Source organism: Acinetobacter sp. YH16044 (assembly GCF_013417145.1).
Lineage (GTDB): Bacteria > Pseudomonadota > Gammaproteobacteria > Pseudomonadales > Moraxellaceae > Acinetobacter > Acinetobacter amyesii.
Genome location: NZ_VPEK01000074.1, coordinates 1 through 5,334, shown reverse-complemented (window position 1 = coordinate 5,334; position 5,334 = coordinate 1). Strand labels below are relative to the sequence as shown.

General features: G+C 37.8%; 7 protein-coding genes. 5 read left to right on the top strand and 2 right to left on the bottom strand.

Annotated elements, in window-relative coordinates; all coding sequences use genetic code 11:
* Positions 1-191: 191 nt before the first annotated feature.
* Positions 192-572 (top strand): hypothetical protein, encoded by a 381-nt coding sequence (locus FTV38_RS16495; protein ID WP_015060210.1) that lies wholly within the window; start codon positions 192-194, stop codon positions 570-572.
* 31 nt (positions 573-603) lie between these two features.
* Here FTV38_RS16495 and FTV38_RS16490 read toward each other — a convergent pair whose 3' ends face one another.
* Entirely contained in the window at positions 604-1,035 is a 432-nt protein-coding gene (locus tag FTV38_RS16490) for a hypothetical protein (protein WP_039090891.1), read from the bottom strand.
* Positions 1,036-1,052: 17 nt separating this feature from the next.
* Positions 1,053-1,319: a mobilization protein gene (locus FTV38_RS16485; protein ID WP_088749624.1), complete on the bottom strand. Its 267-nt coding sequence runs from the start codon at positions 1,317-1,319 to the stop codon at positions 1,053-1,055.
* Between the two features lie 208 nt (positions 1,320-1,527).
* Between FTV38_RS16485 and mobQ the strand changes: the two genes are divergently transcribed.
* From mobQ to FTV38_RS16465, 4 genes are all read left to right on the top strand, one after another.
* A complete protein-coding gene (gene mobQ, locus FTV38_RS16480) occupies positions 1,528-2,964 on the top strand; it encodes a MobQ family relaxase (RefSeq protein WP_107111964.1) in 1,437 nt (478 codons plus the stop codon).
* Positions 2,965-3,065: 101 nt separating this feature from the next.
* Positions 3,066-3,299, top strand: a complete 234-nt coding sequence (locus FTV38_RS16475) for a hypothetical protein (RefSeq protein ID WP_180022991.1) — start codon at positions 3,066-3,068, stop codon at positions 3,297-3,299.
* A 202-nt stretch (positions 3,300-3,501) separates the two neighbouring features.
* Positions 3,502-4,431: a replication initiation protein RepM gene (gene repM / locus FTV38_RS16470; protein ID WP_068553070.1), complete on the top strand. Its 930-nt coding sequence runs from the start codon at positions 3,502-3,504 to the stop codon at positions 4,429-4,431.
* Between the two features lie 66 nt (positions 4,432-4,497).
* Positions 4,498-5,040: a plasmid replication DNA-binding protein gene (locus FTV38_RS16465; RefSeq protein ID WP_004896925.1), complete on the top strand. Its 543-nt coding sequence runs from the start codon at positions 4,498-4,500 to the stop codon at positions 5,038-5,040.
* Positions 5,041-5,334: the final 294 nt, after the last annotated feature.

Below are 5,334 nucleotides of genomic sequence, written 5' to 3'. Positions count from 1 at the left end.
ATCTTAATTCTATTAGATTAATGATAATACTATCATTTAATTATTGCATTAAGTCTAATGATAGATATTGTATGCGATTTGGCTCGCTATCATTCAGGTATAGTCTTTTGATAAAAAAAGCATGACTAAAAGCCATGCCTTGGGAATTCGTATAACGTGTATTATGTTAATTTTAGGAAATCTTAATCGAAGTGAAATATATAGCTCAAATCATAGAATGTAATGAGAATCTCGAATTCATTCTAAAAATTAAGGTTCGTAATGAAATTCTAGAGGTATTTAGTTCTTCAATACCCTCATGTATTGATCTCAAAAAAAATTACCTTATAGATTTAGAAGCTACTATTTTTGATGATTACCTTATTGAGAAAACACATTATTCCCATCAAATTAAGCAAATAGATAATAGTCTAAGATATGAAATTATTGGATATTTAAAAGAAGGGAAGCTAGATGTTAATGGCTTAATTTTTGAAGATGATATTTTAAATAGAGATTTTTTTTACTTAGATAACAATACAGTAAAATGGACTGTCGATAGAATTAATGCTGACTTTGATGACAGAGATTGAATCCATTTAACATAAAATTTCTTATGCGAAATTACATACCAACTTTAACCACATTGTGGACAGGTTGGATTTTAGAGATAAGAAAAACTTCTAGGGCATTTGCTAAATAAGCCGTATCACGCTCAAAGCCTATTGTAATGATGGATCCAGCATCTTTCAGTCTTGGATCTATCGCAATATATTCAGTTTTATCTTCATTCCATCGGCAATATTTCATTACCCTGGCGCTTAAGCCATTACCACGATAACGGCCAGCACCTCTAGAAGTCCCAACACCGATATAAGTCACTAAATCCCCTTTGACAAACGCATATACACCTTGTTTATCGTAATTAGGAATTTTTCCAAAATTAAAATGTACTGGTGACCATTCAGGAGGCTTTCCTAATAGGTCTACATTCCAGTGATGTTCGAAGAATAATTCTGTATTACGTATTAACTTATTAAGTGTTGGATCTTCCACTACTTATCCCTCAAAATTTATAAATTAAAAAGCTTTCGGTCACGCTCATCTGTTAAATACTTATCCATCTGAGCAATTAATTTAGCTCTGGCTTGTTCATCATCTTCAGTGATCTTTAGCATACAGGATCCAATTAAAATTTTGCGTCTGGTATCATCCTTTCGAGCTTGTTCTTTCTCTTTAGCACGTTCTCTTGCCAGTGCTGCCTGTCTTTGAGCCTTTAACTGCTTTAGCTTTTCTTCCTGTGCTTTGATTTTGCTGTCTAGTGTTTCAGTAACGCTCATTAATCCAATACCATCATCCTGGGAAACCATCCCTAACATAAGCGCACTTGAATATGCATTCAAGGTGCTATATGTATAGTAATGTTTTCCTCGAAGAGCGCACTTATGCAAACTTCGTTTGCAAGTACGATTGGGGTCTCCCCAATACCCCGACAACCGTATCCACGGTTGTACTTCACTACGTGAAAATTTAAAAGCGAAAATAGGCATGGCGATTTACCACTTTTCAGTCAAAACCGTAGCACGATCAGCAGGGCGTTCCGCTACTGCTGCGATTGCCTATCGGGCAGGTGAAAAGATCTATTGTGAACGTGAGGGCCGAGAACATGATTACAGCCGAAAAACAGGTGTGGAATATAAAGAAATTTATTTACCCGAAGGCGCACCAGAACATTTAAAAAACCGGGAAAGACTCTGGAACGAAGTTGAACAACGGGAAACCCGAAAAAACTCGACAGTTGCCCGAGAATTTGAAATCGCTTTTCCAAGTGAATTAAATCAGGAACAACGCCTGGCCATGCTCGAAGAGCTATGCGCCAGTATCGTGGACAGACACCAGGTAGCCGTCGATGCCTGTATTCATGCACCGCATACTGGATCTGGTAGTGATGAACGCAATTATCACGCGCATATCCTGATGAGCACACGCAAACTTACTCAGGAAGGCTTCACCGAGAAAACCCGGGAACTGGATCAGAAACACAGTGGAGAAATCGAACACTGGCGCGAACACTTTGCCGATATCTGCAATATGCACCTGGATCTGGCTGGATACACTGCCCGAGTCGACCACCGCAGCTACAAAGACCAGGAGAATGGTTTAGAAGCCACGCTGCACGAAGGGCCGAAAGTCACCGAACTGCGCCGAAAAGGGATTGAGACCGAAATCAGCCGAAGCAATGATGAAATCAAACAGAGAAATCAGGCTCAGCTGCAATACAGCAAAAATATGGATCTGCTGATTGCTGAAAATGAGATCAAACTCAGCACACTGAAAACAGAACAGCAGATCCAAATCAAAAATAGCGCTAAAACGCCACCAATTGACGAAAAAGCCCTGTTTGAGGAAAAACAGAGGGAAACCCTTGGCAAAGTGCTAAAACGCGAAATCAGCGCAAAAGACGCGAATCTAGACCTGGATTTCATGCAGCGTAATCTCAAACAAGCCGAAATAACCCTGACCAAGCACCACAAACATCAAAATGAGTTCAATCAGCAGCTTGCCCAGGAGATCGTGAAAAGCGGACTCAAGCAAAGTCATGACAAATTGCAAAGCCTGGTCGATCAACACAACGAATTAACTCAGAACAAACCCTTACTGTTTGGAAAAAAAGCCTGGGAAGCCCAACGTGATGCGATTTACCAGGAGCACAAAAAGCTGAAAGGTCAGCATGAACACCAGAAAAAACATGGTGTGAAGGATTTATTGGAAAATGACAAATTCAAAGAACATGCCTGGAAGCAGTACCAACAACAACATCCAGCCAAAGCCAAGCAATACCAGACTCTATACCCATCCTATCAAGTCATTAAAAAATGTGTGGATGAGATCAAAGCAGAACAACAGATGAAACTCAGACAAGAACAACAGCTCAAAGCACAGCAACATGCGCCTAAAATGAAATCTCGTGGCATGAGTCGCTAAACAGAGCGAGTGTCTACGAGCGAACTGAGAAAATTTGCCCATTCCTTTCCCTGATTACAAGCTCCCTATCCATCAATCACCTGCATATCAGAGCATCCCGCATGGGTGCGAACTTTCCAAATTTGATTCCTAAACCGAGCGTAGCGAGAAAAAAAGCTCATGAGCGAAGCGAATTCCGAGTTGCTTTTGATCTTGCTTTTGCTTTTTCTCAAATTCACGAAAATATGAACCAAAAATTGCCCCGACGAATCGAGCGAAAGCGAGATTCAATAGAGTTTGAGCGAAGCGAAAACCAAGGGCAATTTTTTACTCCCTGGGCTTTTAATTATTTTTAAGCTTTTAAATGCTTTTAATTAAGCTGTAATCCTTTATTCATAATGGTTCTAGAGATATTAAAACGAGGTTTACCTTGCATTAAAACGAGGTTTACCTTGCATTAAAACGAGGTTTACCTTGCATTAAAACGAGGTTTACCTTGCATTAAGCGAGATAATTATATAACCTCGTCTTATTGAATTAAAAATATAATCTTTTCATATGAAAACAGAACTAGTTGTTAAAGATAACGCCTTAATCAATGCCAGTTATAACCTCGATCTAGTTGAACAGAGGTTAATTCTCCTAGCTATTGTTGAAGCAAGGGAATCGGGTAAAGGGATAAATGCTAATGATCCACTAACAGTTCATGCTGAAAGTTATATTAATCAGTTTGGTGTACATCGAAATACGGCTTATCAGGCGTTAAAAGATGCTTGCGATGACTTGTTTGCAAGACAATTCAGTTATCAGAGTCTTAGTGAAAAAGGTAACACTATTAATCACAAATCAAGATGGGTGAGCGAGGTGGCTTATATTGATAATGAAGCTGTCGTTAGACTTATTTTTGCCCCTGCTATTGTGCCTTTAATTACTAGGTTAGAAGAACAATTTACAAAGTATGAAATACAACAAATAAGTAATTTAACAAGTGCTTATGCTGTTCGTTTATATGAAATATTGATTGCATGGCGTAGTACTGGAAAAACGCCTCTCATAACTATGTATGATTTTAGACAAAAAATAGGTGTACTCGAGACTGAATACAAACGAATGTATGATTTTAAAAAATATGTTTTAGACATTGCATTAAAACAAGTAAATGAACATACCGATATTATTGTCAAAGTTGAACAGCATAAAACAGGTAGATCTATTACTGGTTTTTCATTTAGCTTTAAACAGAAAAAATCAGCCACGCATTCAGTCGAATCTAAAAGAGATCCGAATACATTAGACCTCTTTTCAAAAATAACAGATAAACAACGCCATCTATTCGCCAACAAGCTCTCAGAGCTTCCTGAGATGAGTAAATATTCACAAGGCACAGAAAGCTATCAGCAGTTTGCTGTACGTATAGCTGCCATGCTGCAAGATGCAGAGAAATTTAAGGAATTACTTCCTTTACTCAGAAAATTAGGATTTCAATGACATTGTTAATTGAAATTGTTAAGTTAACAGTCAGGTATTAACACAAGTTGAAAACTGGTTTACATAATGAAAAAACTGTCAGTTTCAGAGTTAGCTAAGCTTTATGGATATTCAAGACAAGCCATATATGCACATATAAACAAAGGAAATTTATCTAAAGGATCTGATGGATTAATTGACTTTTCAGAGGCCCTAAGAGTTTTTGGGGAACCACAAAAAAAAGAGGATACAGTCAATCAAAGTCAATCAATTAACAGTCAAAACTTGACAGAAGTTGACTTACTAAAACGTCAAGTTGACATACTGGAAAAACAATTAAATCAGGCAATACAGAGAGAAAATCAATCTTTAGAACGTGAATCGTTTTATCAAGAACAGATTGAAGCTATGCAGCGCTTACTAGAAGCACCAAAAGCCAATATGACTACCTTTACCGATCAGAGCTTTAAACAGGATATAGCAACGGATCCTCGGTCGGAACTAGCAACGAACTATGACGAATTGACTACTCCTCAGCAAGACAATAAGCGTATTCCTATCCCGGAGCATGTTGAACCAGAACAGAAGAAGAGAGGCTTCCTAAGCCGCTTTTTCCTTCCATATGGTTAGCCAAGACTCCAGTTTTTTGAAGAGCCAATTTCAGTGCAAGCACTTGAAATAATGACTCCTCAAAAAACCGGATGATGTTTATTAAAACTGAATAAAACCGTGGAACATCGCTCAATTAGTGATCGTGGAACATGAATAATCAATAAAAAGCCGTTCTGGTGCCCTATACTCCAGAACGGCTTACGTTAATATAATGATATTTAAAGAGAAATATCAAGCATTTCGTATAACGTGTATTATGTTAATTTTAGTAGAACTAATAAATCTATATATTTGAAAATGTCATTTTACTCA

What these genes read in the sequence shown, in the direction of transcription:
- FTV38_RS16485 (WP_088749624.1), bottom strand. Translation starts at nt 1,319, where the DNA reads ATGAGCGTTACTGAAACACTAGACAGCAAAATCAAAGCACAGGAAGAA.
- mobQ (WP_107111964.1), top strand. Translation starts at nt 1,528, where the DNA reads ATGGCGATTTACCACTTTTCAGTCAAAACCGTAGCACGATCAGCAGGG.
- FTV38_RS16475 (WP_180022991.1), top strand. Translation starts at nt 3,066, where the DNA reads ATGGGTGCGAACTTTCCAAATTTGATTCCTAAACCGAGCGTAGCGAGA.
- repM (WP_068553070.1), top strand. Translation starts at nt 3,502, where the DNA reads ATGAAAACAGAACTAGTTGTTAAAGATAACGCCTTAATCAATGCCAGT.
- FTV38_RS16465 (WP_004896925.1), top strand. Translation starts at nt 4,498, where the DNA reads ATGAAAAAACTGTCAGTTTCAGAGTTAGCTAAGCTTTATGGATATTCA.